The 24,488-nt window shown below is 66.1% G+C and carries 38 protein-coding genes; 7 read left to right on the top strand and 31 right to left on the bottom strand.

Annotation, left to right across the window (positions count from 1 at the left end):
- Nucleotides 1-57: 57 nt before the first annotated feature.
- Nucleotides 58-1,257: a glycosyltransferase family 87 protein gene (locus AC07NF_RS04220; protein ID WP_494628654.1), complete on the top strand. Its 1,200-nt coding sequence runs from the start codon at nt 58-60 to the stop codon at nt 1,255-1,257.
- Here AC07NF_RS04220 and AC07NF_RS04215 read toward each other — a convergent pair.
- The 7 genes from AC07NF_RS04215 to AC07NF_RS04185 are packed head-to-tail and all read right to left on the bottom strand — an operon-like array spanning nt 1,235 to nt 6,330.
- Nucleotides 1,235-2,680 (bottom strand): Do family serine endopeptidase, encoded by a 1,446-nt coding sequence (locus AC07NF_RS04215; protein WP_494628655.1) that lies wholly within the window; start codon nt 2,678-2,680, stop codon nt 1,235-1,237. The genes AC07NF_RS04220 and AC07NF_RS04215 overlap by 23 nt on opposite strands.
- A gap of 58 nt (nt 2,681-2,738) precedes the next feature.
- Nucleotides 2,739-3,992, bottom strand: coding sequence for a TCR/Tet family MFS transporter (locus AC07NF_RS04210; RefSeq protein ID WP_494628656.1), 1,254 nt, complete (start codon nt 3,990-3,992; stop codon nt 2,739-2,741).
- Nucleotides 3,989-4,483, bottom strand: a complete 495-nt coding sequence (locus tag AC07NF_RS04205; RefSeq protein WP_494628657.1) for an SRPBCC domain-containing protein — start codon at nt 4,481-4,483, stop codon at nt 3,989-3,991. Before AC07NF_RS04205 ends, AC07NF_RS04210 begins: the two co-directional genes overlap by 4 nt.
- Complete coding sequence (locus AC07NF_RS04200; RefSeq protein ID WP_494628658.1) at nt 4,480-4,821, bottom strand: ArsR/SmtB family transcription factor; 342 nt, start codon at nt 4,819-4,821, stop codon at nt 4,480-4,482. The genes AC07NF_RS04205 and AC07NF_RS04200 overlap by 4 nt, the downstream gene beginning before the upstream one ends.
- A complete protein-coding gene (locus AC07NF_RS04195) occupies nt 4,818-5,141 on the bottom strand; it encodes an MmcQ/YjbR family DNA-binding protein (protein WP_494628659.1) in 324 nt (107 codons plus the stop codon). The genes AC07NF_RS04200 and AC07NF_RS04195 overlap by 4 nt, the downstream gene beginning before the upstream one ends.
- Nucleotides 5,138-5,596 carry a VOC family protein gene (locus AC07NF_RS04190; RefSeq protein WP_494628660.1) on the bottom strand — a complete coding sequence of 153 codons (459 nt, stop codon included), beginning with the start codon at nt 5,594-5,596 and terminating at the stop codon, nt 5,138-5,140. The genes AC07NF_RS04195 and AC07NF_RS04190 overlap by 4 nt, the downstream gene beginning before the upstream one ends.
- Before the next feature lie 50 nt (nt 5,597-5,646).
- Nucleotides 5,647-6,330, bottom strand: a complete 684-nt coding sequence (locus tag AC07NF_RS04185; RefSeq protein WP_494628661.1) for a helix-turn-helix domain-containing protein — start codon at nt 6,328-6,330, stop codon at nt 5,647-5,649.
- Between the two features lie 72 nt (nt 6,331-6,402).
- Between AC07NF_RS04185 and AC07NF_RS04180 the strand changes: the two genes are divergently transcribed.
- Nucleotides 6,403-7,059, top strand: a complete 657-nt coding sequence (locus AC07NF_RS04180; protein WP_494628662.1) for a class I SAM-dependent methyltransferase — start codon at nt 6,403-6,405, stop codon at nt 7,057-7,059.
- Here the strand turns inward: AC07NF_RS04180 and AC07NF_RS04175 are convergent.
- Nucleotides 7,056-8,294: an alkaline phosphatase family protein gene (locus tag AC07NF_RS04175; RefSeq protein ID WP_494628663.1), complete on the bottom strand. Its 1,239-nt coding sequence runs from the start codon at nt 8,292-8,294 to the stop codon at nt 7,056-7,058. The genes AC07NF_RS04180 and AC07NF_RS04175 overlap by 4 nt on opposite strands.
- 169 nt (nt 8,295-8,463) lie before the next feature.
- Between AC07NF_RS04175 and AC07NF_RS04170 the strand changes: the two genes are divergently transcribed.
- The 3 genes from AC07NF_RS04170 to AC07NF_RS04160 are packed head-to-tail and all read left to right on the top strand — an operon-like array spanning nt 8,464 to nt 10,740.
- Nucleotides 8,464-9,360 (top strand): ABC transporter ATP-binding protein, encoded by an 897-nt coding sequence (locus AC07NF_RS04170; protein ID WP_494628664.1) that lies wholly within the window; start codon nt 8,464-8,466, stop codon nt 9,358-9,360.
- Nucleotides 9,360-10,187: a DUF2705 family protein gene (locus tag AC07NF_RS04165; protein WP_492809555.1), complete on the top strand. Its 828-nt coding sequence runs from the start codon at nt 9,360-9,362 to the stop codon at nt 10,185-10,187. The genes AC07NF_RS04170 and AC07NF_RS04165 overlap by 1 nt, the downstream gene beginning before the upstream one ends.
- A 7-nt stretch (nt 10,188-10,194) precedes the next feature.
- Entirely contained in the window at nt 10,195-10,740 is a 546-nt protein-coding gene (locus AC07NF_RS04160) for a sugar O-acetyltransferase (protein WP_494628665.1), read from the top strand.
- A 9-nt stretch (nt 10,741-10,749) separates the two neighbouring features.
- On the opposite strand, the gene AC07NF_RS04155 is transcribed toward AC07NF_RS04160, so the two are convergent.
- Nucleotides 10,750-11,400, bottom strand: a complete 651-nt coding sequence (locus tag AC07NF_RS04155) for a carbonic anhydrase (RefSeq protein WP_494628666.1) — start codon at nt 11,398-11,400, stop codon at nt 10,750-10,752.
- 191 nt (nt 11,401-11,591) lie between these two features.
- Between AC07NF_RS04155 and AC07NF_RS04150 the strand changes: the two genes are divergently transcribed.
- Entirely contained in the window at nt 11,592-12,440 is an 849-nt protein-coding gene (locus tag AC07NF_RS04150; RefSeq protein WP_494628667.1) for a DUF6624 domain-containing protein, read from the top strand.
- A gap of 74 nt (nt 12,441-12,514) precedes the next feature.
- Nucleotides 12,515-12,886 (top strand): hypothetical protein, encoded by a 372-nt coding sequence (locus AC07NF_RS04145; protein WP_494628687.1) that lies wholly within the window; start codon nt 12,515-12,517, stop codon nt 12,884-12,886.
- Nucleotides 12,887-12,891: 5 nt separating this feature from the next.
- Here the strand turns inward: AC07NF_RS04145 and rplQ are convergent, their stop codons facing one another.
- The 22 genes from rplQ to rpsS form a co-directional block, all read right to left on the bottom strand.
- A complete protein-coding gene (rplQ, locus tag AC07NF_RS04140) occupies nt 12,892-13,305 on the bottom strand; it encodes a 50S ribosomal protein L17 (protein ID WP_295106236.1) in 414 nt (137 codons plus the stop codon).
- Nucleotides 13,306-13,493: 188 nt separating this feature from the next.
- Nucleotides 13,494-14,510, bottom strand: a complete 1,017-nt coding sequence (locus AC07NF_RS04135; protein WP_184720769.1) for a DNA-directed RNA polymerase subunit alpha — start codon at nt 14,508-14,510, stop codon at nt 13,494-13,496.
- A 77-nt stretch (nt 14,511-14,587) separates the two neighbouring features.
- Nucleotides 14,588-14,977: a 30S ribosomal protein S11 gene (rpsK, locus tag AC07NF_RS04130; protein WP_004616890.1), complete on the bottom strand. Its 390-nt coding sequence runs from the start codon at nt 14,975-14,977 to the stop codon at nt 14,588-14,590.
- A gap of 12 nt (nt 14,978-14,989) precedes the next feature.
- Entirely contained in the window at nt 14,990-15,358 is a 369-nt protein-coding gene (rpsM, locus tag AC07NF_RS04125) for a 30S ribosomal protein S13 (RefSeq protein WP_252634399.1), read from the bottom strand.
- A gap of 174 nt (nt 15,359-15,532) precedes the next feature.
- Nucleotides 15,533-16,102, bottom strand: a complete 570-nt coding sequence (locus tag AC07NF_RS04120) for an adenylate kinase (RefSeq protein ID WP_492809548.1) — start codon at nt 16,100-16,102, stop codon at nt 15,533-15,535.
- Nucleotides 16,103-16,238: 136 nt separating this feature from the next.
- Nucleotides 16,239-17,594, bottom strand: coding sequence for a preprotein translocase subunit SecY (secY, locus tag AC07NF_RS04115; protein WP_492809546.1), 1,356 nt, complete (start codon nt 17,592-17,594; stop codon nt 16,239-16,241).
- Between the two features lie 222 nt (nt 17,595-17,816).
- A complete protein-coding gene (gene rplO, locus AC07NF_RS04110; protein ID WP_492809544.1) occupies nt 17,817-18,302 on the bottom strand; it encodes a 50S ribosomal protein L15 in 486 nt (161 codons plus the stop codon).
- Nucleotides 18,303-18,485: 183 nt separating this feature from the next.
- Nucleotides 18,486-18,671 (bottom strand): 50S ribosomal protein L30, encoded by a 186-nt coding sequence (rpmD, locus tag AC07NF_RS04105; RefSeq protein WP_099579521.1) that lies wholly within the window; start codon nt 18,669-18,671, stop codon nt 18,486-18,488.
- 3 nt (nt 18,672-18,674) lie between these two features.
- Nucleotides 18,675-19,280, bottom strand: a complete 606-nt coding sequence (gene rpsE / locus AC07NF_RS04100; protein WP_096051657.1) for a 30S ribosomal protein S5 — start codon at nt 19,278-19,280, stop codon at nt 18,675-18,677.
- 10 nt (nt 19,281-19,290) lie between these two features.
- Nucleotides 19,291-19,641: a 50S ribosomal protein L18 gene (gene rplR, locus AC07NF_RS04095; RefSeq protein ID WP_172265558.1), complete on the bottom strand. Its 351-nt coding sequence runs from the start codon at nt 19,639-19,641 to the stop codon at nt 19,291-19,293.
- A 3-nt stretch (nt 19,642-19,644) separates the two neighbouring features.
- Entirely contained in the window at nt 19,645-20,178 is a 534-nt protein-coding gene (gene rplF / locus AC07NF_RS04090) for a 50S ribosomal protein L6 (protein ID WP_454715310.1), read from the bottom strand.
- An 18-nt stretch (nt 20,179-20,196) separates the two neighbouring features.
- Entirely contained in the window at nt 20,197-20,595 is a 399-nt protein-coding gene (gene rpsH, locus AC07NF_RS04085; protein ID WP_099579526.1) for a 30S ribosomal protein S8, read from the bottom strand.
- 10 nt (nt 20,596-20,605) lie between these two features.
- Nucleotides 20,606-20,911 (bottom strand): 30S ribosomal protein S14, encoded by a 306-nt coding sequence (gene rpsN, locus AC07NF_RS04080; RefSeq protein WP_454715308.1) that lies wholly within the window; start codon nt 20,909-20,911, stop codon nt 20,606-20,608.
- 21 nt (nt 20,912-20,932) lie between these two features.
- Nucleotides 20,933-21,490, bottom strand: coding sequence for a 50S ribosomal protein L5 (gene rplE, locus AC07NF_RS04075; RefSeq protein WP_492809540.1), 558 nt, complete (start codon nt 21,488-21,490; stop codon nt 20,933-20,935).
- Entirely contained in the window at nt 21,483-21,797 is a 315-nt protein-coding gene (gene rplX / locus AC07NF_RS04070; RefSeq protein ID WP_492809538.1) for a 50S ribosomal protein L24, read from the bottom strand. The genes rplE and rplX overlap by 8 nt, the downstream gene beginning before the upstream one ends.
- The gene (gene rplN, locus AC07NF_RS04065) at nt 21,797-22,165 is read right to left on the bottom strand and encodes a 50S ribosomal protein L14 (RefSeq protein ID WP_125159663.1); all 369 of its coding nucleotides are present in this window, start codon (nt 22,163-22,165) and stop codon (nt 21,797-21,799) included. Before rplN ends, rplX begins: the two co-directional genes overlap by 1 nt.
- Nucleotides 22,166-22,182: 17 nt before the next feature.
- On the bottom strand, nt 22,183-22,422 hold the full coding sequence (gene rpsQ, locus AC07NF_RS04060; RefSeq protein WP_354073205.1) for a 30S ribosomal protein S17: 240 nt from the start codon (nt 22,420-22,422) through the stop codon (nt 22,183-22,185).
- A 10-nt stretch (nt 22,423-22,432) separates the two neighbouring features.
- Nucleotides 22,433-22,624 carry a 50S ribosomal protein L29 gene (rpmC, locus tag AC07NF_RS04055; RefSeq protein ID WP_047413099.1) on the bottom strand — a complete coding sequence of 64 codons (192 nt, stop codon included), beginning with the start codon at nt 22,622-22,624 and terminating at the stop codon, nt 22,433-22,435.
- A gap of 2 nt (nt 22,625-22,626) precedes the next feature.
- Nucleotides 22,627-23,058 carry a 50S ribosomal protein L16 gene (gene rplP / locus AC07NF_RS04050; RefSeq protein ID WP_172265579.1) on the bottom strand — a complete coding sequence of 144 codons (432 nt, stop codon included), beginning with the start codon at nt 23,056-23,058 and terminating at the stop codon, nt 22,627-22,629.
- Nucleotides 23,059-23,071: 13 nt separating this feature from the next.
- Nucleotides 23,072-23,824 carry a 30S ribosomal protein S3 gene (rpsC, locus tag AC07NF_RS04045; RefSeq protein ID WP_223394543.1) on the bottom strand — a complete coding sequence of 251 codons (753 nt, stop codon included), beginning with the start codon at nt 23,822-23,824 and terminating at the stop codon, nt 23,072-23,074.
- Entirely contained in the window at nt 23,824-24,204 is a 381-nt protein-coding gene (rplV, locus tag AC07NF_RS04040; protein ID WP_010919132.1) for a 50S ribosomal protein L22, read from the bottom strand. The genes rpsC and rplV overlap by 1 nt, the downstream gene beginning before the upstream one ends.
- 2 nt (nt 24,205-24,206) lie before the next feature.
- A complete protein-coding gene (rpsS, locus tag AC07NF_RS04035; RefSeq protein WP_252634387.1) occupies nt 24,207-24,485 on the bottom strand; it encodes a 30S ribosomal protein S19 in 279 nt (92 codons plus the stop codon).
- Nucleotides 24,486-24,488 lie beyond the last annotated feature (3 nt).

The following is a 24,488-nucleotide window of genomic DNA, read 5'->3' as shown; positions in this document are numbered from 1 at the left end:
TTCAAGTCCCATTATCACCTTGCCCTCAAAGTGCCCGCGTTAACGATGAGGACGGACATGGACGATCAGGTCGACAAGCAGGGAACGCGCCGCGGCGGCCTGATGCTGGCGATCGTCGCGGCGGCCCTGGTGCTCTACCAGGCGCTGGCCATCTTCCGATACGTGACCACGCACCAGGCGGACGGCGATCCGCTGTTCGCGGACTTCTACGCCTTCTGGAGCTTCGGCCGCTTCCTGCACGCCCACCCGGCCGCGCAGATCTACGACTTCAAGCTGCTGGAGAGCGTCCAGCACGCGCTGCTGCCGGGGTTCCACAAGTTCTATCCGTGCATCTACCCGCCGACGCTGCTGCTGTTCCTGGGTCCCTTGAGCCTGCTGGGCTACATGCCCGCCTTCGTCGTCTGGACGGCCGTGGGGCTGGTCGGTTTCGCCCTGGCGGTCGGGGCGACCGAGCGTGGCGCGCGCCTGCCCTGGCTGGCGGTGCTGGCGCCGACGACGATCCTGACCATCATCTTCGGCCAGAACGGCCTGATCACCGCGGCCCTGCTGATCGGCGGCTTCCGCCTGATGGAAAAGCGCCCCTGGCTGGCCGGCGTGCTGTTGGGCCTGTTGTCGTGCAAGCCGCAGATCTTCGTCCTCGTGCCGCTCGTCCTGTTGGTGGGACGGCGCTGGCGTCCGCTGGCCGCCACGGTGCTGACGGTCCTGGCCCTGACCGTGATCAGCCTGCTGGTTTTCGGCTTCGAGGCCTGGCTGACCTGGTTGAAGACCCTGCCCAGGTTCTCGCGAGCGCTCGAGAGCAACTGGGACGCGCTGGGCTGGCTGATGCCGACCGTGACGGCCAGCCTGCGTGGCGCGGGCGTCAGCGCACCGGTCTTCGGCGCCATCCAGCTGGTCGTGGCGGCCGTGGTCGTCGCGGTGCTGCTGGCGCTGTTCCACAGTAGCCGGAACAAGCCTGCGCCCACGGCCCTGGACGCGGCCGCGCTGCAGGTCGGCCTGTTCCTGACCAGCCCCTACGCCTTCATCTACGACATGCCGATGGTGTCGGCCGCCGCCGTCACCCTGGCCATGGCGCGCATGGCGCCGGGCGAGAGTTGGCGACCGGGCGAACGTGTCATCGCCCTGGCCGCCTATTGCCTGCCGCTGATCATCTTCTCCGAGGCCTTCAAGGCGATCCCGCTGGGGCCGATCGTGCTGGCCGCCATGTTCGCCGTGATTGCCCGCGCGGCCTGGGACGTCAGATCGTCAGACGCGCGGTGATCCGCTGGCCCTGACGCTCGATCGTCACGGTCCAGTTGCGCCCCTGCCCCGTCGTCGCGGCGGCCACATCGGCGACGGTGTTGATCGGACGCCCGTTGATCTCGCGGACGAAGTCGCCCGGACGCAGGCCCGCGCTCATCGCGTAGCCCTGGCCGATCTGGGTGACCAGCACCCCGCGCCCCAGGAACGGATCCACGCCCAGCTCCTGGGCCACGGCCGGGGACAGGTTGACCAGGGTCGCGCCGCTGAACGGGTTGTTGCCCTTGATGGCCCGCTCGTCCTTGGCCGGGGTCTCGGGCGCGGCGTCGGCGCGGACCGTGATGGTCTGCTCCTTGTCGTTGCGCTGGATCTGCATCGGCACGCGGTCGCCGACCTTGTGGGCCCCGATGGCGAAAGCGCCGCCGCCCTCGTCGTTCACCGAGCGGCCGTCGATCGACAGGATGACGTCGCCTTCCTTCAGGCCGGCGCGATCGGCCGACGAGCCGGGATAGACCTGGGCGATCAGCACGCCGCGCGGGGCGGTCATGCCCAGGCTCTTGGCGATATCGCCGGTCACCGGCTGGCCCTTCACGCCCAACCAGGGCCGCACCACCACGTGGGCGCCGCCCAGCGCCGCGCCGACCACCTGGCGCACGACATTGGCCGGAATGGCGAAGCCGACGCCCGAGGACGAGCCCGAACGCGAAATGATGAAGGTGTTGATGCCGACCAGGTCGCCGTCCATGTCGACCAGCGGACCGCCTGAGTTGCCGGGATTGATGGCCGCGTCGGTCTGGATGTAGCTGCCGAAGTCGGCCGCGCCGACGTCCGTCCGGGCCAGGGCCGAGACGATGCCGTTGGTCACGGTCTGGCCGACGCCGAACGGATTGCCCATGGCCAGGACCAGGTCGCCGACTTCCAGCTGTTCCTGGTCGTCGATGGCCATGACGGGCAGCTTCTCGCCCTTGGTGTCGATCTTCAGCACGGCGAGGTCGGCGCGCGGATCGTCCAGCAGCACGGTGGCCGGGAACTCACGACGGTCGGCCAGCTGGACGGTGATGTCGCCCTTGCCCTCGACGATGCCTTCGATGTTGTGGTGGTTGGTGATGATCACCCCGTCGGCGCGGACGATGGCGCCCGACCCCAGCGAGCCCTGCACCTGCTCGCGCGGCGCGCCGCCGCCCATGAAGAAGTCCCAGAACGGATCGACGCGCTGGCGCACCACCCTGCGACTGGCGACATTGACCACGGCCGGGGCGGCCCGCTTCACCACCGGCGAGAACGACAGCTTCATCGACGCGGAATCGGCGGGCGCGCGCTTGGTCGGCGCGGGCATGTCCGGGATCGCCCCAGAGACCGACTGGGCCTGGGTCTGGCCGGTCGGGTTGGAGCAGGCGGCCAGCAGGACGACGACGGGCAACAGGGCGCGAAGGGTGGTCTTCAAGAATAGCTCCTAAATCTTGTCCGCGACCTCAGCCGAGCTTTCGGGCGACTCTAAGGCGTCAGGCCGCTTGCGGTTCCGCTGCCGCCGGCGCCGGACGGGCCTTGGCGTAGGCCAAGAGCGTCGAGGCCAGCATCAGCGCCGCGGCGATCAGCACGGGCAGGCCCGGCAGGTGCAGGGTCGCGTCGTGACGGATGGCGAAGGCGAACGGCAGCAGGAACAGCGGCGGGCCGATGATCGAGGCGATGCCCATCATGGCCGAGTTGGCGCCTTGCAGCTGTCCCTGCTCGTTTGGCAGCACGCGGCGGGTCATCAGGCCCATCAGGCCGGGCTGGATCAGGCCGGTCAGCGCAAACAGCGGCAGGCCGCACAGATAGAGGAAGCCGGTCGGCGCCAGGCCGTAGATCATGAAGCCGGCAAAGCCCGAGAACAGGCCGATCAGCAGCGCCCCGCGCTCGCCCACCGCCTTGACCACCCGGCCGACGATCAGGGCCTGGACCACGATCCCGGAGATGCCGCTGGCCATCAGCGTCAGGCCGATGACGTCCGGGCTCCAGCCGTAGCGGAAGCCCATGTACAGCACGAAGACGCTGGGCAGCACGTTATGAGCCAGCTGGAACAGGAAGCCGACACCGGCCAGGCCCAGAAGGCCCGGATGGCCGCGCAGCAGGCGCAGCGAGCCGACCGGATTGGCCTTCTTCCAGTCGAAGCGCGGCTGGCGGCGCTCGGGCGGCAAGGATTCCGGCAGGACGAAGAAGCCGTACAGCCAGTTCAGCAAGGCCAGGCCCGCGCAGACCAGGAACGGCGCGTGGTGATCGAACTTCCACAGCCAGCCGCCCAGGGCCGGGCCGAAGGTGAAGCCGACGCCGAACGCCGCGCCCATCAGGCCAAAACCCTTGGCGCGGTTCTCGGGCGTGGTGACGTCGGCGACATAGGCCCCGGCGGTCGAGAAGCTGGCCGCCGTCATGCCGTTCAGGATCCGCCCGACGAACAGCCACCACAGGGTCGGCGCGAAGGCCATGAACAGGAAGTCGATCCCCAGGCCGAAGATCGAGGTCAGGATCACCGGGCGACGGCCCCAGCGGTCGGACATCAGGCCCAGGATCGGCGAGCAGAAGAACTGCATCACGCCCCAGGTGGTGGCGAACAGCACCGTCCAGTCGGCGGCCACGGCGGTATCGCCGCCGCCGAACGACTTCACCAGATTGGGCAGGACGGGGATCATCACGCCCAGGGACAGGACGTCCAGGGTCGCGGTGACGAAGATGAAGCCCAGGGCGGCCTGTCGTTTCACGCCCGTGATCGGTTGGTTCATTGGTCGCCCTCCCCGGCGGTCCCTAGTTGGACGCTGTTCGCCTGGCTCGCAAGCCCCGCCAGCAGGACCCGCCACCACTCTCCATGCCGTTGCAGGAAGATGGCGTTCGGGAAGGTGTGGCGCGCGACATTCTCGGCGGGCACGGTGTCCCAGCCCCGATGCTCGACGGTCACGCGGGTGCCGTCATCGACCGGGTCGAAGCGGACCTCGACCTCGGTGTCCATGCCGGGCTCGAAGCTGGCCTGCCGCCAGCCGAACACCAGCCGCGCGCCGCGCTCCCAGACGCTGACCTTGCCGACCTCGAACACCTTGCCCGAGGCCAGGCGCTCGACCAGCCGGCCATCCTCGAACGCCATGACGCCCGGCGAGCGCGGGGTGAACGAGAACAGGGTGTTGGGCCGCCACCACAGGGCGATGTCGTCAGTGAAGGCGTCAAACACCACCTCCGGCGGCGCGGCGATGCGCAGGGCGACTAGGATCTTGGAACTCACTCGCCTTCCCCTTGGGCCTTGGCCTCCACATGCGCCTTCAGGGCCGACAGCTGGTCGACCCAGTGATCCTCGGCCGCTTCCAGCCAGGCCTTCAGCTGCGCCATCGGCTCGGGCCGCAGGCGGTAGACTCGGACGCGGGCGTCGAACTCCGGATGGCTCTCCTCGACCAGACCCGACTGGCGCAGGGCCCGCAGATGGCGGCTCATCGCCGGCGGCGTCAGGCCCAGGCTCTCGGCCAGTTCGCCCGCGCGCCGAGGCCGTTCGCGCAGCAGGTCGACCGTGCGCCGCCGGTGCGGGTCGGCGAGCGCGGCCAGGGTGCGGTCCAGGGCCTCGCTCACAGCAGCTTCTTGGGCGCGACGTTGCGCCAGGCGTCGAGCACCGCCCCGCGCGCGGTGGTCTCGTCGCAGGCGGCCAGGCGCAGGCGGGTCGCCCCGCCCTTGCCCCAGCCGCCCGGCACGGGGACGAAGACCTCAGGCTCGGCGGCCACGCGCATCTCCTGCTGGTCCGGCGTCAGCTTGACCATCGCCCAGTCGGCGTCGGGATTGCCCAGGGTCGCGAAGATCCTGCCGCACCGGAAATCCACCGTGCCCATGTGCGAGCTCTCGATCGCCTGCGGCATCGACAGGGCCAGGCGGCGGAAGTCCTCCTGAGAGATCATTCTTTCGCCACCGCGATCTTCAGGCCGCTGCGGGCCTCCATGTCGGCGATCGACACGGTCTCGACCTTGGCGGCGATGGTCCAGATGTGGCCTTCCGGATCGCGGCAGCGATAGGTGCGGTCGCCGTAGAACTGAGTGGCCGGCTCTTCCAGGATCTCAGCCCCAGCGGCGCGAGCCCGCTCGCAATGGGCGTCGACATCGGCGTCGATGAAGATGTGGATCGCTTGAGTGTTCTTGCCACCCACCGACGCCGGGCTGGCATGGTTCTGGCTCCATTCGTGGCCGATCATGATGCTGGCCGCGCCGTAGCTCATCTGGATGTGCGCCGGACCGCCCTTGTCGTCCTCGATCAGGAAGGTCAGCTCGAAACCGAAAGCCTGCTCCAGCCACAGCATGGCGGCCTTGGGGTCGCGATAGATCAGGGCGGCGACCAGGTTTCGCGGGTTCTGAGGCATGTCGCTTATCCTTTCGATGAACGACAATATTTAACGCATATCGAAACTATCTACGCAAGTAGGCGCGCTACCGTCAGCGGGGTGATGCCGAAGAACCGGCTCATGGCGCGGTTCAGGTGCGACTGGTCGGCGAAGCCCGCCTCGGCGGCGGCGATGGCCAGCCCCTCGCCGGCCCGCAGGCGCAGCAGCGCCGTCTCCAGCCGCAGCCACAGCCGCCAGTGCGCCAGGGGCGCGCCCAGCTCGGCCTGGGCCAGGGCCCGCAGACGCGGCGCCGACAGGCCCGCCCGCGCAGCGAGATCCGCGAGGCTGAGCTCGCCATCCAGCGCGTGCAGGGCCAGTTTCAGACGCGGATCGATTGCCGTGGCCTCGCCCAGGGCGGCCTCGGCGTTCAACGTCTCGACCAGGTCGCCATCCAGCGGTGTCCAGTCAGCCGGCGCGGGCGACACCGCTGACCAGCGCGCGACACCCCAGCGCCTCGCCAACCGCCCGAGCGGTCGCGGATAGATCGCTCGGATCGGACCGCCCAACAGCCGATGGCGCACGCCTGGCGGAATGAGCACCACGGGAGCCTCGATGACGCCCGCCTCGCCCTCGACCCTAGCAGGCCCGTCCAGCCCGACCACGACCTGGGCGCAGAGGTGGCCATGGGCCTTCGAGTCGCCGCTCGCGCCCTCGAAGCACCACCAGTCTCTGCCGATCCAGATCTTCCCGGACCATCCGGCGTTTCCGGTCACCCAAGCCCCTCCAAGCGTTCGGTCCAAGACCCTCCGGCGCGATCCGCCATCTTGGCGGCCAGGAGGATCTCGATGACCGAACAAGCCCACTACGTCCCCGCCCTGGGACGCCCCGAACTAACACGCGCCTACGATCTCGTCCTGGCGCTCGTCAGCCGCGAGGGGCGCTGGCGCAAGGCGCTGCTGAAGGCTCTGGACCCGCGCGATGGTGAGCTGATCGTCGACATCGGCTGCGGCACCGGCTCGCAGGCCATCGCCATCAAGCGCGCGCGGCCCGGCGTGCGGATGGTCGGAATAGACCCCGACCCGACCGTGCTGGCCATCGCTCGCGCCAAGGCCCTGCGGGCCGGGGTCGAGATCGAGTGGCGCCAGGGGCTGGGCGACCAGGCCGACGCCCTGGTGGGCCGTCAGGTCGCCGACGCGGTGATCTCCAGCCTGGTGCTGCACCAGTGCGACGCGCCGGTGAAGGGCGCGATTCTTCAGGCCATGGCGCGGCTGGTGCGTCCCGGCGGCCGGGTGCTGATCGCCGACTACGGCCGCCAGCGCGGGCTGATGCGGTTGCTGTTCCTCTTCGTCCAGGCCGTGGACGGCTTCGAGCGCACCGAATTCAACGCCGTCGGCGCCCTGCCCGGCCTGATGCGGTCCAGCGGCCTCTCAGCGGTGTCCGAGCGCGACCGCATCGGCACGCCCAGCGGGTCGATCTCGATCTACGAGACGCGCGCCGGCTAACGCAGCGCCTGGCCCACGACCTTCAGCGAGCCATCGCCCTTCTCGGGCTTCACGCCGGTGATCTTGGCCAGCAGCGGGTAGACATCGACATTGTCGAAGGCCGGCAGCACGACGCCGGGCTTGAACGACGGGCCGTGGGCCACGAACACCGCGCGCATCACCGGGTCGTAAGGGTCGAAGCCGTGCGCGCCGCCGTCCAGACCGTCCCACTTGCCGGGCTTCTTCCGGGCCTCGGCGGTGGTCGTGTACCAACCGGTCTCCGACAGGCAGACGATGGCCGGCACGCGCGGATTGCGGCCGTAGTGATAGCGGGCCGGGATCTTGGCCTTCTTCCAGCAGGTCATGTGCGGCGGGGCCTTGCCCAGAAACACCGCCTCGACCGCCTTGGCCTGGCCCGGCTCGGGCGAGAAGCTGGTCACCGCGCCCGTGGTCACCAAGTGGATCTTGGAGACGTCGATCAGGTCGTCCATCACGATGCGGTTGGCGGCCGGCAGCGGGGCCATGCCGTGATCGGCAACGATGACGAGGTCGGTGTTCTCGAACCGGCCCCGCGCCTTCAGCCCCTCGACCAGGCGGCCGATATTGCGATCCAGGTCGACCAAGGCGGCGTTCAGTTCCGGCGAGTTCGGGCCGTAGTGATGGCCCTCGGTGTCGGCGGCGTCGAAATAGAGGGTCGCAAAGGCCAGCGGCGGACCATCGCCGCTATCCATCCAGGCAAAGACCTGATCGACGCGGGCGTCATAGGCCAGCTTGTGGTCGTACTTCAGCCAGTGGGTCGGACGGACGCCGTCGATGGCGATCTCCGAGCCCGGCCAGAACATGGCGGCGGACTTTTTGCCCTGGCGCTCGACCGACCACCAGAACGGCTTGGCCTGGTTCCACCAGCGCGGATCGCTGGCCGTCGGCGCGCTCATCGTGAACTTGGGGCCGCCGATGACGGCGTCCTCCATCACATTGCCAACGACGCCGTTGCGGTCCGGGCGCTTGCCGGTCACCAGAGTGTAGTGGTTCGGATAGGTCAGGGTCGGGAACGAGGGCCGCATGGCGCCGCGCGCGCCATCGTCGGCCAGGGCCTTCAGGTTCGGCGTCACGCCGCGATCCAGATAGTCAGCGCGGAAACCGTCCATCGACAGCAGGATGGTCAGGTGCGGAGCCTTCTCCCGCGCCTGGGCGATACCCGCCGATAGCGCCAGGCCGGCGGCCAGAACCAGGGACAGGACGCGGCGGACGAACATCGATGCACTCGCGGAAACCAGAATTTCACCCCTGATCGGCGTCCAACATTGCAGCCATATGACGACCAGCGTTCAGCTAGAGCATGACCGGCTCTTAACTTGGCGCATTCCCGCTGGGCCGCCATAGTCCCCGCGTCGAGCCGACTCGTTCGGCGCACGGGAATCCCGCATGTCGATCGCCCTCGAGGCCGACCGCCTCACCAAGACCTACGGGGCGGTGCGCGCCCTCGACGACTTTTCCCTGGCCATTCCCGCCGGCGGCGTGTTCGGGGTGCTGGGCCCCAACGGCGCGGGCAAGAGCACCCTCTTCCGCATCGCCCTGGGCCTGGTCCGTCCGACCAGCGGCGCGGTGCGCCTGTCCGGCGCCGCCCCCGGCGACATCACCGCCCTACGCAAGGTCGGCTCGATGATCGAGACGCCGCGTTACCCGGCCTATCTGACCGGCCGCGACACCTTGAAGATGCTGGCTCTGGAGAGCGGGCTCAAGGACCCCAACATCGACGGCTGGCTGGAGCGGGTCGGCATCGCCCACGCCGCCGACCGCTCGACCAGCGGCTACTCGGTCGGCATGAAGCAGCGCCTGGGCCTGGCCGCGGCCTTCTTCACCAAGCCCGAACTGGTCATCCTGGACGAGCCGACCAGCGGCATGGACCCGGCCGGCATCCAGGAGATCCGCGCCCTGATCGTCGACCTGGCCCAGCGCGAGGGCGTCACGGTCATCCTGGCCAGCCATCAGCTGGACGAGGTGCGCCGTGTCTGCGACCGGGTCGCCATCCTCTCCAAGGGCAAGGTCGTGGCCGAAGGGGCCGTGGCCGACCTCACCGCCGGCGAAGCCCGCCTGCGCATTACCGCCGCCTCGCCCATCGCCCAGGTTCTGGCCGTGCTAGGCGCCAAGGGCGTGGCCGACGGCGCCGACGCGGCCCTGGCCGACATCCGCCGCGAGGAAGCTCCCGCCCTGATCCGCGCCCTGGTCGAGGCCGGGGTCGAGATCACCGAGGCCCGCTGGCGCGACGCCGACCTCGAGGGCGTCTACCTCAGGACTCTCGACCAGCAGGGAGCCGCCTGATGCTCACCGACGCCATCGCCGCCGAACGCTTCCGCCTGCTGCGCGACCGCTCGGCCCTGTTCTGGGGCTTCTGTTTCGCCCCCATCGTGGGCTTCATGATGAGCGTGGGGGGCGACCTCTTCCTGCGCTTCATGATCAAGAAGCCGATGCCCGGCCTGGGGATCGGCCTGGTCGACCAGGTCATCAAGGCGCTGTCCAGCGGCGCGGGCACCTTCGACGCCCTGTTCCTGATGATCGGCGCGGCGGCCGTGCTGGCCGGCGACTATCGCTGGGAGACCTGGCGGCTGCTGACCCCGCGCAACACCCGTCAGAACCTGCTGCTGGCCAAGCTGCTGGTCGTCGGCGAGGCGGTGTTCTGGAGCCTCGTCCTGACCGCCATCCTGTCGGTCTTCGCCGCCGTGATCGGCGCGGCCATCAACGGCAAGACCTTCACCGGCTCGATGTTCGGGGCCAACGGCTTCGACGTGCTGGGTGTGCTGGCCATCACCTGGCTGGAGGCTATGACCCTGGCGGCGCTGGCGGCCCTGGTTGGCGTCATCTCGCGCTCGACCATGGGCGTGGTGATCGTCTGCCTGGGCGCGCGGTTCATCCAGACCATCCTGGCCAGCACCCTGCGCCTGATGGAACAGGGCCAGCCCAGCTGGAAGCTTTTGACCCTGCCGGTGTTCGACGCCGACCTGCTGCGCGCCAGCCTGCTGGATCCCACCCAGCTGGGCGCCGCCAGCGGCTCGGCCGGCGCGGCCCTGGCGGCCCTGGTTGCATGGACCATAGCCCTGGCCGCCGCGGCGGTGTTCCTGTTCCGCCGCCAGGACCTGACCAAGGAGTAGTTGTCGCGTGAAGACCCAGAAGCAACGGATGCTGGCCGGCGAACTTTATGTCGTCGACGCCGAGCTGCAGGCCGACCAGCGCGTGGCCCAGACCTGGATGGACCGCTACAACGCCTCAGGCCTGGACGAGCGCCCGCTGCTGCTGGCCCAAGGCCTGGGCGCGGTGGGCGAGAACGTCGCCGTCCGCGCGCCGTTCTTCGTCGACTACGGCTACAATATCCGGCTCGGCGACCGCGTGTTCATGAACTTCAACTGCGTGATCCTGGACGTCGCCGAGGTCACGATCGGCGAGGCCACGGCCATCGGTCCGGGCGTCCAGATCCTGACCGCCGACCACCCGCGTGATCCGGCCCTGCGCCGCACGGGCCAGGAGTCGGGCAAGCCAATCCACATCGGCGCCAATGTCTGGATCGGCGGTGGGGCGATCATCCTGCCCGGCGTGACCATCGGCGACGACGCCGTGATCGGAGCCGGCGCGGTCGTCACCCGCGACGTGGCGCCGGGCGCGACCGTGGTCGGCAACCCGGCGCGGCCTGTCGCGCCCAAGGGTTAGGCCCAAGAGCTAAGCGAAGAACTCCACCTCGCCCGTCGTCAGCTCGTAGTGGGCGCCGACGATCTTAAGCCGCCCTTCCTCCAGCGCCTCGACGATGGCGAGGTCGGACCGGCGCAGGCCGTCGGCGACCCGCCGAACGTTCTCGCGCACCGAGGCGTCGACGAGATCACGGGGCTTGGTGGTCTTGGCGGCGATCACGGCCGGCACGATCGGCAGGACCATCTCGGCGATCGCGCCGGAATAGTTCGCGCCACGCTCGACCATCTCGACCGCCGCGGTGACCGCCCCGCACTTGGCGTGACCCAGCACGACGATCAGGCTGCACCCCAGGACCGAGGCCCCGTAGGCGATCGAGCCCAGGGCCACGCGGTCCACGGTGTTGCCCGCCAGCCGCACCACGAACAGTTCACCCAGCCGCTGATTGAACAGCAGTTGCGCCGAAACCCGGCTGTCGGCGCAGCCCACGATGATCGCGAACGGGTGCTGAGCCTCGGCCAGCTTCTTCAGGTGATCGCGGGTGTTGACGGGCGCGCCCCGCCCCTCGACGAAGGCCGCATTGCCCTCGATCAGCCGCCAAAGCGCCTGATCTGGCTCGGGAGCGTCCGCGACGAACGCTGGCAGCGGCGCGGCCTTGGCCGCCTTCTTTCCAAACTGGAGCACGTTTCCCCCGTCCCGGCTCGTGGAAGAGGTCCGCATCCAGCCACGGAAGAACGACGTTCTCGCAGCGCTTTCGTGACATACGCAAATGTTAGCAAGTGTGGCTGCACCGGGTGCGAAAGGCCAATACTCCACCTCAGGATCCAGGCCGCCAGGAACACAACTTCGCCGTAAAAGCGGACAAGCTTGGCGGCATGAAAGCTTCGCCATTGTTCCTCGCCGCCGCCCTCGCCTGCGTCCTCGGCGCGACGTCGGCCCACGCCCAAGGCGTGGCGCGGTTCGATCCTTGTGGCGCCGAACTGCGCGAGAATGCGTTGCTCAAGCTCAAGCAGTCCTCGGCCACGCCCGACGCCGACCTCGCGGCGGCCCAGGCGGCGATCGCTTCGGCCGCCAAGACGCGCGACGACACCCTGGCCGGCCGCGAAGTTCCCGCGCCGTATGACGGGCCTTCGCGCTTGGCCAGGTTGGCCAGCCAAGCTTCGTCGCCGGACGTGGCGGAACTTTACCGGCGCGTCGCCAAGGATCAGCTGATCCGCTATCAAGGCATCGCTCGCATGACCGGCAAGGACTGGGCGACGGGCCTGTCCGACCTCGCCCTGAACTATGCCTATGTGGTGGTCTTGCGGGACGGCTGCGGGGTGGACGAAGGCAACACCGCCTGGCTGAAGGCGCGGCTCAAGACCCACGGCTGGTTCACCATCGGCGAGTACGGCAAGGAAGCTGACAGCGCCGCGTTTCTGTTGGTGCAGCACGCCGACCGCGATCCCGACTTCCAGGCCGAGGTCCTGCCTCTGCTGGAGAAGCTGGCCTTGAAGGGCGAGACGCGACCAGCAGGCTACGCCATGCTCTACGACCGCGTCGCCGTCGCCCAGAAGCGCCCGCAGCGCTACGGCAGCCAGGGAAGCTGCAACGGCGGGAACGTCTGGACGGCCTTCGAGACCGAGGACCCCGCCCACCTGGACCAGCGCCGCGCGTCCACGGGCCTGCAGCCGGCGGCCGACTATGTCGCGTCGATTTCCACACGGGCGTGCAAGCGGCCTTAGACGTCCGAGGTATTTGACCATAAGGATTACGCGCGTAGTTTCACATCCCAGGCGGCGGATGAAACTTGATCCCAGTGCTCCAGTCGGTATTCGCCAGCGCGGCGACGCCCCAGAAATGTGTCTTCATCGTCCTGGCCGCCGCCTTGCTGCTGGCCCCTGCCCTGGCTGTTCTCGCGCAACGCCGAGCGCTGGCCGAGCTGCGCCTGGCCGGACCGCTGCTGGGCCTGCTAATGGGCGGCATGAACAGCTTCCACATGGCGCGCACGATCCTGAAGCTGCCCCAAGATCTCACCGCCAAACAGATCGCCCCCGGGATCCTGGAGGTCTCGACCCTGATCGTGATGGGAGTCCTGGTCGGGCTCCTGGCCCAAGGACTTCTCATCGTGCTCGACGCAACGAAAAAGGCCCCGGATCGCTCCGGGGCCTCTGCGTTCAGGCGAACCTGAAAATCTTAGTCTTCGGCGTCGTTCGTGAAGACCGGACCCGAGTCCTTGCCCTTTTCCGAGACGTCGCGCTCGACGAACTCGATGACGGCCAGCGGGGCGTTGTCGCCGTAGCGGAAGCCGGCCTTCAGGACGCGGATGTAGCCGCCCTGACGGTCCTTGTAGCGCGGGCCGAGAACCGCGAAGAGCTTGCCGACTTGTTCGACGTCGCGAACCGAGCTGATGGCCTGACGACGCGCGTGCAGGTCGCCGCGCTTGGCCAGGGTGACCAGCTTTTCGACGATCGGACGCAGTTCCTTGGCCTTGGGCAGGGTGGTGACGATCTGCTCGTGCTTGATCAACGAGGCCGACATGTTAGCGAACATGGCGGTGCGGTGAGCCGAGGTGCGGCCGAGTTTACGGTGAGCCTTACCGTGACGCATTTTCTATCTCCTGGGCATCTAGCCCGAGCGGCGTCCTGACAAGGAGCGCCTGATTGTCACCAATCCTGGTCTTTCCCGACCGGGTCAGAGCGAGGCGCCGGGGCCCTCCACCGCGGATGCGGCTTCAAAAGGCCCAGGCCGCTTCCGTAAAAGAAGCGGCCCGGATTAAGCGCGGTAGCGAAGAAGTCTTAGATTTGGTCTTCGAACTTCTTGGCCAGGTCTTCGATGTTCTCCGGCGGCCAGTTCGGCACGTCCATGCCGAGGTGCAGGCCCATGCCGGCGAGAACTTCCTTGATCTCGTTCAGCGACTTGCGGCCGAAGTTCGGGGTGCGGAGCATCTCGGCTTCGGTCTTCTGGATCAGGTCGCCGATGTAGACGATGTTGTCGTTCTTCAGGCAGTTGGCCGAACGGACCGACAGTTCCAGCTCGTCGACCTTCTTCAGCAGGGCCGGGTTGAACGGCAGTTCCGGCTTGGACTCGTCGGCCGACTTGGCCTTCGGTTCCTCGAAGGTGATGAAGATCTGCAGTTGGTCCTGCAGGATCCGGGCGGCGTAGGCCACGGCGTCCACCGGAGTGACGGCGCCGTTGGTTTCCACTTCCAGGATCAGCTTGTCGTAGTCCAGCGACTGGCCCTGACGGGTCGGCTCGACGCGATAGGCGACGCGCTTGACCGGCGAGTACAGGGCGTCGACGGCGATGAGGCCGATCGGCGCGTCTTCCGGACGGTTGCGGTCGGCCGGGACGTAGCCCTTGCCGGTGTTGACCGTGAACTCCATGCGCACCGAAGCGCCGTCGTCCAGCGTGCAGAGCACGTGGTCGGGGTTCAGGATTTCGATGTCGGCCGGGGTCTCGATCTGACCAGCCGTCACCGGGCCGGGGCCCGTGGCGCGCAGGGTCATGCGCTTCGGACCTTCGGCGTGCATGCGCACGGCCAGTTGCTTGATGTTCAGAACGATGTCGACGACGTCCTCACGAACGCCTTCGAGCGAAGAGAATTCGTGCACCACGCCATCGATCTGGATGGCGGTGACGGCGGCGCCTTGCAGCGACGAGAGGAGAACGCGGCGCAGGGCGTTGCCCAGCGTCACGCCGAAACCGCGTTCGAGCGGTTCAGCGACGATACGGGCCTTGCGGGTCGCATCGGCGCCGGTTTCGATTTGCGGCTTCTCAGGACGGATCAGTTCGTTCCAGTTTCTTTCGATCACGTGGTCGGGTCCCTTGAACGCGGCTCGCCGGCCGCGTTTTTGCGCAGCCGGCGAAGAGATTAGTGGTCTAAAAAGTACTAGACGCGACGACGCTTGGGCGGACGGCAGCCGTTGTGCGGGATCGGCGTGACGTCGCGGATGGTCGTGATGGTCATGCCCGCGGCTTGCAGCGCGCGCAGAGCCGATTCACGGCCCGAACCCGGACCCGACACGTTGACCTCGAGGGTCTTCACGCCGTGCTCAGCAGCCTTCTTGCCCGCGTCTTCCGCAGCCATTTGAGCGGCGTACGGGGTCGACTTGCGCGAACCCTTGAAGCCCATCATGCCGGCCGAGGACCACGAGATCGTGTTGCCCTGGGCGTCGGTGATGGTGATCATGGTGTTGTTGAACGAGGCGTTCACGTGCGCCACGCCCGAGGTGATGTTCTTGCGTTCGCGCTTTTTAACGCGACCCGGTTCCTTGGCCATCGTCAGGCTACCTTATTTCTTCTTGCCGGCGATCGGCTTGGCCGGACCCTTGCGGGTACGAGCGTTCGTGTGGGTGCGCTGACCGCGGACCGGCAGGCCCTTACGGTGACGCAGACCGCGATAGCAGGCCAGGTCCATCAGACGCTTGATGTTCATCGAGTTCTCGCGACGCAGATCGCCCTCGACGGTATAGTCGCGGTCGATCGTTTCGCGGATCTGCAGGACTTCGGCGTCGGTCAGTTGATTGACCCGACGCGCATCCTCGATGCCCACCTTGGTGATGATTTCACGAGCCGACCGCTGGCCGATGCCGTGAATGTACTGAAGCGCGATCAGAACGCGCTTGTTCGTCGGGATGTTGACGCCTGCGATACGGGCCACGTCTAATGTTCTCCTAGTCACGCACTAAAGACGCGAACGGCGCGCCCGGCCAGGTCCAGAGAACCAAACCGGCGCGCACGGATCGCGCCCTTTCGCGGAAGCGCCCCGTTATAGGGATCGTTTCGCTTCCGTCAACAACTGAATCCACCGGACATCCGGTAAATCAGGGCTTCTTTAAGCGACGACGCTCAAGGCCTCGTCGATGGAACTGGCGACGGCTTCGACCGAACCCATTCCGTCCAGCTCCGTAAGCTTCCCCTGCCCTTCATAGTAAGGCAGCAGCGGCGCGGTCTGGGCATTGTACTGGGCCAGGCGAGTCACGAAGACTTCGGGATTGTCGTCCGGCCGTCCCTGTTCTTCGAATCGCTTCTTGATCCGCTCAATCAGGGCTGGCTCGTCTACCTTGAGTCGGAGAACAGAGTCGATCTTCTGTCCACGGGCCGCCAACATCTTATCCAGAGCTTCGGCCTGAGCGACCGTGCGCGGGAAACCATCGAAGATCGCGCCGCCAGCCGCTTCGGCTTCAGGCAGGCGTTCTTCGATCAGGGCGATGACAATCTCGTCGGTGACCAGCTCACCGCGGTCCAGCACGCCCTTGACGCGCTGACCGAGCTCGGAGCCCGAGGCAATGGCGGCCCGCAGCATGTCGCCGGTCGACAGCTGGACCATGCCGCGTTCGGTGACCAGGCGCTTAGCCTGGGTGCCCTTCCCCGCCGCCGGCGGACCGAACAGGATCAAGTTCATTTAAGCCCCTTCGCGCATCTGCCGAGTCTACGCCCGGCTGATCTCCCGAAGCAGACCTAGAGCCCCGGGAAAGAAAACGGAAGCCGGTTTTGTGACAAACCGGCTTCCGACGCTTCTAATTAAATTGAAGTCCCGCTTAGCGGTTACGACCGCCGCGCAGTTTCGACTTCTTGATCAGACCCTCGTACTGGTGGGCCAGCAGGTGCGACTGGATCTGCGCCACGGTGTCCATGGTCACCGTCACGACGATCAGGATCGAGGTGCCGCCCAGGGCGAACTGGTTCGACTTGATCGCCATCATCACGAATTCCGGCGCGATACAGACGGCGGTGATGTAGCCCGCGCCGATCACGGTCAGGCGGGTCAGCACGTAGTCCAGATACTCGGCGGTGCGCTTGCCCGGACGGATGCCCGGCAGGAAGCCGCCGTACTTGCGCAGGTTCTCGGCCGTCTCCTCGGGATTGAACACCACCGAGGTGTAGAAGAACGAGAAGAAGATGATCAGCAGGGCGTAGAACACCAGGAACATCGGGTGGCCGTGCTGCAGCGTGCCGGCCACGCCGGGCACCCACGAGGCCCACTGCGGCAGCGTCGCGGTGTTGATGAACTGCAGGGCGGTCGTCGGCAGCAGCAGCAGGGACGAGGCGAAGATCGGCGGGATGACGCCCGCGGTGTTGATCTTCAGCGGCATGAACGAGCTTTCGCCGCCGATCATGCGGTTGCCCTGCTGGCGCTTGGGATAGTGGACCAGCAGGCGGCGCTGCGAGCGCTCCATGAACACGATGGCCAGGATCGCGGCGATACAACCGACCAGGATCAGGAACAGCGGGGTGTAGTTACCCGAGGTCTGCGACTGGACCAGCAGCTGGCCGATGGCGATCGGCAGGTGGGCCACGATGCCGGCGAAGATGATCAAGGACACGCCGTTGCCAACGCCGCGGCTGGTGATCTGCTCACCCAGCCACATCACGAACAGGGTGCCGCCCGTCAGGACGACGACCGTCGAGACGACGAAGAAGGCCGGGCTGATGCCGCCGGCGACCACGCCGGGTTGGGCCTGCAGGCCCATGGCGATCGACGCCGACTGCACGATGGCCAGAACGACGGCCAGATAGCGGGTGTATTGGTTGAGGGTCTTGCGACCCGCCTCCCCGCCTTCCTTCTTCAGCTTTTCCCACGGCGGATACACCGAGCCCATCAGCTGCACGATGATCGAGGCGCTGATGTACGGCATCACGTTCAGCGAGAAGATCGCCATCCGCGAGACGGCGCCGCCCGAGAACATGTTGAACATGCCGAGGATGCCCTCGGAATTGTTGCTGAACAGGCGCGAGAACGCATTCACGTCGACGCCCGGAATCGGGACGTAGGAACCCAGGCGGTAGACCACCAGCGCGATGATCGTGAACCAGATACGCTTGTGAAGTTCGGTCGCCTTTTGGAACGACGCGAAATTCATATTGGCTGCGAGTTGTTCGGCGGCCGAGGCCATTCAGATCCCCACGACTCAGGAGCGCGATTGCCGGAAATGGATAACCGCTTTCAAGCGGCGACCACGCTCTGAAATTGGATTCTCGGACCAGACTGATCCGAGGAGAGCGCCACAAATAGGTGAGGCCCGCCGTGTTGTCACGGCGAGCCCCCTATTTCTGTCATCCCGGTCGAAACAAAGTCCCGGCCGAGCGCCTGGCGCTCACCGGGATGACATATGGTCTTAGGCTTCGGCTTGCGCCTTGGCCTTCTTGGTCACGGTGACCGAACCACCAGCGGCCTCGACGGCCTTGATGGCGGCTTCGGTGGCCGAGTAGACGGTCAGCTTCAGGGCGGTCTTGATCTCGCCCTTGCCCAGCAGCTTCACGCCGTCCAGTTCACGACGCAGCACGCCAGCAGCGATCAGTTCGGCAGCGCCCAGCTCGGCGCCGGCCTTGAACTTGCCAGCGGCGACGGCTTGTTCCAGGCGCCACAGGTTCACTTCGGCGAACTCCAGGCGGAAGGGGTTGTTGAAGCCGCGCTTAGGCATACGCATGTGCAGCGGCATTTGACCGCCTTCGAAGCCGGCGATGGCGACGCCCGAGCGCGCCTTCTGGCCCTTCACACCGCGACCGGCGGTCTTGCCCTTGCCCGAACCCGGACCGCGGCCAACGCGCATGCGGTTCTTGGTCGAGCCTTCCTGCGGGGCCAGTTCGTTCAGCTTGGTCATATGTGCCTCTCCTTGGAGATCTGCGCCCAGCCAGCGGCTGGACTCGGCTTTTGAAAAATAGAGCGCGCTTAAAACCCTAAAACCGCTCGCAATTCAATGGCGAAAGCGAGCGATCGGGGGATTTCAAACGAAAACCACCCCGGATTGCTCCGGGGTGGCGTATTCCGTCGTCGTGTAGAAGGACTACTCGACGATTTCCAGCAGGTGCGCGACCTTGCGGATCATGCCGCGGACCGACGGGGTGTCTTCCAGCGTGGACGTACGGCCCAGCTTGTTGAGACCCAGACCGGCGAGCGTGGCGCGCTGGTCCTTTTCACGACGGATCGGGCTGCCCGTTTGGCGGACCGTGACTTGCTTAGCTTCAGCCATGACTTAGCCCTCGATGGCTTCCGGCGACGAAGCGCCGTCGGCGCGACGGCCGAGGATGTCGCCAACCTTCTTGCCGCGCTTGGCGGCGATCTGGCGGGGCGACGACTGGACCTTCAGGGCCTCGAACGTGGCGCGAACCATGTTGTACGGGTTCGAGGAACCCGTCGACTTGGCCACGACGTCCTGGACGCCCAGGGTTTCGAGAACCGCGCGCATCGGACCGCCGGCGATGACGCCGGTGCCGGGAGGCGCCGCGCGCATCATCACCTTGCCAGCGCCCCAACGGCCAGCGCCATCGTGGTGCAGGGTGCGGGATTCGCGCAGCGGGACGCGGATCATCGTCTTCTTGGCTTCTTCGGTCGCCTTGCGGATGGCTTCCGGCACTTCACGCGCCTTGCCATGACCGAAGCCGACGCGGCCCTTTTGGTCGCCAACGACCATCAGAGCAGCGAAGCTGAAGCGACGGCCACCCTTCACGGTGGCGGCGACGCGGTTGATGTGGACGAGCTTTTCGACGATGTCGCTGTCGACCCGCTCTTCGGGGGCGTTGCGGTCGCGACGGTCACGGCGTTGACCGCCTTCACCGCGCTGTTGTTCACCACGAGCCATTTCTGTTCCCTTAGAAGTTCAGGCCGGCTTCGCGCGCGGCGTCGGCCAGGGCTTTCACCCGGCCGTGGAAGATGTAACCACCACGATCGAAGACGACGTCCTTGACGCCCTTTTCGATGGCGCGCTCGGCGACGAGCTTGCCGACAGCGGCAGCGGCATCCTTGTCCGCGCCCTTGCCTTCGGCTTCCAGAGTGGAAGCCGACGCCAGGGTCACGCCGCGTTCATCATCGATGACCTGGGCGTAGATGTTCTTGGACGAGCGGAAGACCGACAGGCGCGGACGCCCATTGGCGAGGCTCTTGAGGCGGGTACGCGTGCGTTGCGCGCGCTTGGCCGCGGATTCACGAGGAGAGAGCGCCATGGCTTACTTCTTCTTGCCTTCCTTGCGGCGAACCTTCTCGCCAGCATAACGCACACCCTTGCCTTTGTACGGCTCGGGCGGACGAATGCGGCGGATCTTCGCGGCAATCTCGCCGACCACCTGCTTATCAATGCCGGCGATCTTGATTTCGGTCTGCTTCGGCACAGCGAAGGTGACGCCGGCCGGAGCCTCAACGTCCACATCGTGGCTGAAACCGAGCTGGAGGCTCAGGGCGGTGCCCTTCAGGGCCGCGCGGTAACCAACGCCGACCAGTTCGAGGCTTTCCTCGAACCCGGCGGTGACACCGTGCACCATGTTGGCCACCAGCGTGCGGGACAGGCCCCACATGCCCTTGGCGCGCTTCGTGTCGACGCGCGGAGTCAGAAGGAGCTCAGCGCCCTCTTGCTTGACTTCGACTTCGTCGGCGATGGTCCACGACAACTGACCCTTGGGGCCCTTCACCGTGACCGTCTGACCCGCGAGCGTGACTTGCACGCCCGAGGGGATTGCGACGGCTTTCTTACCGATACGTGACATGCTCTTTCCCTCCCGCGCCTAGTAGACGCGGCAGAGGACTTCGCCGCCGACGTTAGCGTCGCGTGCAGCGGTGTCCGACATGACGCCCTTCGGCGTCGAAAGGATCGAGATGCCCAGGCCGTTCTTGATCGGCTTCAGGTCCTTGATCGACGAATAGACGCGACGGCCAGGCTTGGACACGCGGCTGATTTCGGCGATCACGGGCTCACCGTCAAAGTACTTGAGCTCGATCTCGAATTCGGGGAACGCACCGGGCTTCTCGATCAGCGAGTAGCCACGGATGTAGCCTTCATCGGCCAGCACGTCGAGGACGCGGGCGCGCAGCTTGGAAGCCGGCGTCGAGACCTTGTTGCGCTTGCGCGTGGCGGCGTTCTTGATGCGAGCGATCAGGTCGCTCAGGGGATCGTTCATCGACATCTGATCGTCCTTACCAGCTCGACTTGACGAGGCCGGGGATCTGACCCTGCGAACCCAGTTCGCGGAGCGCAATCCGGCTCATCTTCAGCTTGCGGTAGTAGGCGCGCGGACGGCCCGTGACTTCGCAGCGATTGCGGATGCGGATCGCGGCGCTGTTACGCGGCAGCTTGGCGAGCTTGAGGCGAGCGTCGAAACGCTCCTCGAGCGGCAGGCTTTCGTCGTTGGCGATCGCCTTCAGCGACGCGCGCTTCTCGGCGAACTTCTTGACGAGGGCCTTGACGGCCTCGTTGCGGTTGACGGCGCTTTTCTTTGCCATGGTTCTTTTCCCTGCCCGCTCTTAATTCGTGAACGGGAACTGGAATTCCTTCAGGAGAGCCTTGGCTTCCTGATCGGTATTCGCAGTGGTGCAGACGATGATGTCCATGCCCCAGATCTGCTCGATCTGGTCATAGTTGATTTCCGGGAACACCAGGTGCTCCTTCAGGCCCATGGCGTAGTTGCCACGGCCGTCGAAGCTCTTGCCGTTCAGACCACGGAAGTCCTTCACGCGCGGCAGCGCGATCGTGACCAGGCGGTCCAGGAATTCGTACATCCGGTCCTTGCGCAGGGTGACCTTACCACCGACCACCATGCCTTCGCGCAGCTTGAAGCCGGCGATCGACTTGCGGGCCTTGGTGGCGACGGGCTTTTGGCCGGCGATCGCCTGCAGGTCCTTCAGAGCGGTCTGGGCCTTCTTGGAGTCGGCCACGGCCTCGCCGATACCCATGTTCAGGACGATCTTGTCCAGCTTGGGGATCTGCATCTCGTTGGTGTAGCCGAACTGTTCCTTCAGCGCGGCGCGGATGCGCTCGCGATAAACGGTCTTCAGCCGGGGCTCGTAAGCTTGATCAGCCATTGATCACCTCGCCGGTCGTCTTGGCGACGCGCACCTTCTTGTCGCCTTCGATCTTGAAGCCGACGCGGGTGGGCTTGCCGTTGGAGTCCACGATGGCGACGTTCGAGACGTGCAGCGCGGCTTCCTTGTGCTTGATGCCGCCTTGCGGGTCGGCTTGCGTGGCCTTGGTGTGACGCGAAACCATGTTCACGCCTTCCACGACAACGCGGTTGTCCTTCGGAAGGACTTGGGTCACAGCGCCTTGCTTGCCCTTGTCCTTGCCGGCCAGAACGACGACGCGGTCGCCCTTCTTGATCTTAGCGGCCATTACAGCACCTCCGGAGCGAGGGAGATGATCTTCATGTGGTTCTTGGCGCGCAGTTCACGAGGAACCGGGCCGAAGATCCGCGTGCCGACCGGCTCGCTGGCTTTGTTCACGATCACCGCGGCGTTCTTGTCGAAGCGGATGACCGAGCCATCCTTGCGCTTCAGGTTTTGGTTCACGCGAACGACGACGGCACGAAGCACGTCACCCTTCTTCACGCGACCACGCGGGATGGCTTCCTTCACGGAGACGACAATAACGTCGCCAACGCTGGCGTAGCGACGGCCTGCGCCGCCCAACACCTTGATGCACATGACCCGGCGAGCGCCAGAGTTGTCGGCGACTTCCAGGTTAGTTTGCATCTGGATCATGGTCTAAACCTTCCAGATTAAGCGGAAGCCTTGGGAAGTGCTTCCCAGGTCTTCAGCTTGGACTTCGGAGCGCATTCGACAATGCGAATTGCTTCGCCGGCCTTGTACGCGTTGGATTCGTCGTGCGCGTGGTACTTCTTCGACTGACGCACGATCTTCTTCAGGATCGGGTGAACGATGGTACGTTCAACCTTCACCACGACGGTCTTATCGCCCTTGTCGGAGACGACGACCCCTTCGAGGATACGCTTGGGCATATCGTTCTCCTTAAGCCGCGGCCTTGGCGCGCAGCACGGTCTTGATCCGCGCGATATCCTTGCGGATCTCGTTGACGCGGTGGGTCTTCTCGACCTGGCCCGTGGCGGCCTGGAAGCGCAGGTTGAACTGCTCTTTCTTCAGGCTGATCAGGGTGTCGGCCAGCTGGTCGGGGGTCAGGCCCCGGATGTCAGCGATTTTCATGATCATGCTTCCTGAGCCACGCCCGCATCGATGCGGGTGACAACACGGGTGCGGATCGGCAGCTTGGCGGCGCCCAGGCGGAGAGCTTCACGCGCGACATCGTCCGGCACGCCGTCGATTTCGAACATGATGCGGCCCGGAGCCACGCGAGCGGCCCAGTAATCCACGGCGCCCTTACCCTTACCCATCCGGACTTCCGCCGGCTTGCCGGTGACCGGCACGTCCGGGAAGATACGGATCCAGACGCGGCCTTGACGCTTCATCTGGCGGGTAATGGCGCGACGGGCGGCTTCGATCTGACGGGCCGTGATGCGCTCCGGCTCGACGGCCTTCAGGCCGTACGAACCGAAGTTCAGCAGGGTGCCGCCCTTCGAAGTGCCGTGGATGCGGCCCTTGAACTGCTTGCGGAATTTGGTCTTTTTCGGAGACAGCATGGCGATCTAATCCTTAGGCGCGATCGCGACGGTCACGACGGTCGCCCCGGTCGGGACGGTCGCCGCGCTCACGGCCACCACCTTCGCCGGCCGGGCCGGACTCAGTGGCGAGACGCTTGTCGAGCGCCATCGGATCATGCTCCAGCACCTCGCCCTTGAAGATCCAGGTCTTCACGCCGATGATGCCGTAGGTGGTCTTGGCTTCGGCGAAACCGAAGTCAATGTCCGCACGGAGGGTGTGCAGCGGCACGCGGCCTTCGCGATACCACTCCATACGAGCGATTTCAGCACCGCCCAGACGGCCCGAGACGTTGATCCGGATGCCCTTGGCGCCGAGACGCACGGCCGACTGGATCGAACGCTTCATGGCGCGACGGAAAGCGATACGACGCTCGAGTTGTTGAGCGATCGACTCGGCCACCAGCTGAGCGTCGGTCTCCGGCTTGCGGATCTCGACGATGTTCAGGTGAACTTCGCCTTCGGTCTTGATCGACAGGTCCTTGCGGAGCTTGTCGATGTCAGCGCCCTTCTTGCCGATGATGACGCCCGGACGAGCGGCATAGATCGTGATGCGGCACTTCTTGTGCGGACGCTCGATGATGATGCGCGAGACACCAGCTTGGTACAGGCGCTTCTTCAGGGCGGCGCGGATCGCGAGATCCTGGTGCAGCATCTTGCCGTACTGGGCGCCGTCGGCGAACCAACGGCTGTCCCAGGTGCGGTTTACGCCGAGCCGCAGCCCGACCGGATTGACTTTCTGACCCATTAGGCGGCCTCACCCAGTTCGCGGACCACGATCGTGATCTCGGAGAACGGCTTCTCAACGCGCGTCGCGCGACCGCGAGCGCGGGGCGAGAAACGCTTCATGATCAGGTTCTTGCCCACATAGGCCTCGGCGACGACCAGCGAGTCGATGTCGAGGTTGTGGTTGTTCTCGGCGTTCGAAATCGCCGAGTACAGCGCCTTGCGGACGTCCTGGGCGATGCGCTTGTGGCTGAACTCGAGCTCGTTGAGAGCGCGTTGGACGTTCAGGCCACGGATGGACTGAGCGACCAGGTTCAGCTTGCGCGGGCTGGTGCGCAGGGTGCGCACCTTGCACATCGCTTCGGCGGCCGGCAGGCGGCGTTCTTGCTTCTGCTTGGCCATGATTACTTCCTCTTGGCCTTCTTGTCGGCAGCGTGGCCGGGGAAGCTGCGCGTGGGCGCAAATTCACCGAACTTCATGCCGACCATGTCTTCCGACACGGAGACCGGGATGTGCTTGTGGCCGTTGTGCACGCCGAACACCAGGCCGACGAACTGCGGCATGATGGTCGAACGACGCGACCAGGTCTTGATGACGTCCTTGCGGCCCGACGACAGTGCGGCGTCGGCCTTCTTCAGGAGGTACCCGTCGACAAACGGGCCTTTCCAGACGGAGCGGGTCATGGC

The sequence above is a fragment of the Caulobacter sp. GW821-FHT10A06 genome (assembly GCF_059415805.1).
The sequence above is the reverse complement of the archived record's forward strand: the minus strand, read 5'-3'. Positions and strand labels throughout refer to the sequence as shown.

Excerpts from the sequence above, each read along its gene's own strand:
- rpsQ (WP_354073205.1), bottom strand. The coding sequence starts at position 22,422 with ATGCCCAAGCGTATCCTCGAAGGGGTCGTCGTCTCCGACAAGGGCGAT.
- AC07NF_RS04180 (WP_494628662.1), top strand. The coding sequence starts at position 6,403 with ATGACCGAACAAGCCCACTACGTCCCCGCCCTGGGACGCCCCGAACTA.
- rplE (WP_492809540.1), bottom strand. The coding sequence starts at position 21,490 with ATGGCTGATCAAGCTTACGAGCCCCGGCTGAAGACCGTTTATCGCGAG.
- rplX (WP_492809538.1), bottom strand. The coding sequence starts at position 21,797 with ATGGCCGCTAAGATCAAGAAGGGCGACCGCGTCGTCGTTCTGGCCGGC.
- AC07NF_RS04150 (WP_494628667.1), top strand. The coding sequence starts at position 11,592 with ATGAAAGCTTCGCCATTGTTCCTCGCCGCCGCCCTCGCCTGCGTCCTC.
- rplP (WP_172265579.1), bottom strand. The coding sequence starts at position 23,058 with ATGCTGTCTCCGAAAAAGACCAAATTCCGCAAGCAGTTCAAGGGCCGC.
- AC07NF_RS04170 (WP_494628664.1), top strand. The coding sequence starts at position 8,464 with ATGTCGATCGCCCTCGAGGCCGACCGCCTCACCAAGACCTACGGGGCG.
- AC07NF_RS04195 (WP_494628659.1), bottom strand. The coding sequence starts at position 5,141 with ATGATCTCTCAGGAGGACTTCCGCCGCCTGGCCCTGTCGATGCCGCAG.
- AC07NF_RS04190 (WP_494628660.1), bottom strand. The coding sequence starts at position 5,596 with ATGCCTCAGAACCCGCGAAACCTGGTCGCCGCCCTGATCTATCGCGAC.
- rpmD (WP_099579521.1), bottom strand. The coding sequence starts at position 18,671 with ATGGCTGAAGCTAAGCAAGTCACGGTCCGCCAAACGGGCAGCCCGATC.
- rplV (WP_010919132.1), bottom strand. The coding sequence starts at position 24,204 with ATGGCCAAGCAGAAGCAAGAACGCCGCCTGCCGGCCGCCGAAGCGATG.
- AC07NF_RS04165 (WP_492809555.1), top strand. The coding sequence starts at position 9,360 with ATGCTCACCGACGCCATCGCCGCCGAACGCTTCCGCCTGCTGCGCGAC.
- rpsK (WP_004616890.1), bottom strand. The coding sequence starts at position 14,977 with ATGGCCAAGGAACCGGGTCGCGTTAAAAAGCGCGAACGCAAGAACATC.
- rpsC (WP_223394543.1), bottom strand. The coding sequence starts at position 23,824 with ATGGGTCAGAAAGTCAATCCGGTCGGGCTGCGGCTCGGCGTAAACCGC.
- rpsH (WP_099579526.1), bottom strand. The coding sequence starts at position 20,595 with ATGTCGATGAACGATCCCCTGAGCGACCTGATCGCTCGCATCAAGAAC.
- rpsS (WP_252634387.1), bottom strand. The coding sequence starts at position 24,485 with ATGACCCGCTCCGTCTGGAAAGGCCCGTTTGTCGACGGGTACCTCCTG.
- rpsN (WP_454715308.1), bottom strand. The coding sequence starts at position 20,911 with ATGGCAAAGAAAAGCGCCGTCAACCGCAACGAGGCCGTCAAGGCCCTC.
- rplF (WP_454715310.1), bottom strand. The coding sequence starts at position 20,178 with ATGTCACGTATCGGTAAGAAAGCCGTCGCAATCCCCTCGGGCGTGCAA.
- rplR (WP_172265558.1), bottom strand. The coding sequence starts at position 19,641 with ATGGCGCTCTCTCCTCGTGAATCCGCGGCCAAGCGCGCGCAACGCACG.
- rplQ (WP_295106236.1), bottom strand. The coding sequence starts at position 13,305 with ATGCGTCACGGTAAGGCTCACCGTAAACTCGGCCGCACCTCGGCTCAC.
- rplO (WP_492809544.1), bottom strand. The coding sequence starts at position 18,302 with ATGACCAAGCTGAACGAACTGGCCCCGCAGGAAGGCTCGACCAAGAAC.
- AC07NF_RS04220 (WP_494628654.1), top strand. The coding sequence starts at position 58 with ATGGACGATCAGGTCGACAAGCAGGGAACGCGCCGCGGCGGCCTGATG.
- rpsE (WP_096051657.1), bottom strand. The coding sequence starts at position 19,280 with ATGGCTCGTGGTGAACAACAGCGCGGTGAAGGCGGTCAACGCCGTGAC.
- secY (WP_492809546.1), bottom strand. The coding sequence starts at position 17,594 with ATGGCCTCGGCCGCCGAACAACTCGCAGCCAATATGAATTTCGCGTCG.
- AC07NF_RS04210 (WP_494628656.1), bottom strand. The coding sequence starts at position 3,992 with ATGAACCAACCGATCACGGGCGTGAAACGACAGGCCGCCCTGGGCTTC.
- AC07NF_RS04175 (WP_494628663.1), bottom strand. The coding sequence starts at position 8,294 with ATGTTCGTCCGCCGCGTCCTGTCCCTGGTTCTGGCCGCCGGCCTGGCG.
- rpmC (WP_047413099.1), bottom strand. The coding sequence starts at position 22,624 with ATGAAAATCGCTGACATCCGGGGCCTGACCCCCGACCAGCTGGCCGAC.
- AC07NF_RS04120 (WP_492809548.1), bottom strand. The coding sequence starts at position 16,102 with ATGAACTTGATCCTGTTCGGTCCGCCGGCGGCGGGGAAGGGCACCCAG.
- rplN (WP_125159663.1), bottom strand. The coding sequence starts at position 22,165 with ATGATCCAGATGCAAACTAACCTGGAAGTCGCCGACAACTCTGGCGCT.